Genomic DNA, 344 nt, shown 5'->3' with positions numbered 1-344 from the left:
CGGAATACGAGATAGCGTAGCGTCTCGTGGGGCTCGGGGAAAAGCGATTTTAAAGGCGATTTTTTCACCATGAATGATTGTCGCGTCAGTCCGCAACCGAGTGTACCCATGAAAGTGATCTGCGCCGGGCAAAGCGACGCTGGCATGGCGTTCTCCGCCCAGTATGCCGATTTCAACTTCTGTTTCGGCAAAGGCGTAAATACACCCACGGCTTTCGCCCCGACCGCTGCGCGGATGAAACAGGCCGCAGAGCAAACCGGGCGCGACGTTGGCTCTTATGTATTGTTTATGGTGATTGCCGATGAAACCGACGATGCCGCTCGCGCCAAATGGGAACACTACAA

General features: G+C 54.9%; 1 pseudogene. It reads left to right on the top strand.

Features of this window, described 5'->3' with window-relative positions:
* Positions 1–27: 27 nt before the first annotated feature.
* Positions 28–344: pseudogene (locus GYB81_RS25395) on the top strand (LLM class flavin-dependent oxidoreductase); the annotation flags it as partial.

The organism is Pseudomonas yangonensis (assembly GCF_009932725.1).
GTDB lineage: Bacteria > Pseudomonadota > Gammaproteobacteria > Pseudomonadales > Pseudomonadaceae > Aquipseudomonas > Aquipseudomonas yangonensis.
Note: the sequence above shows the minus strand (reverse complement) of the source record. Positions and strands in the feature narration are given on the sequence as shown.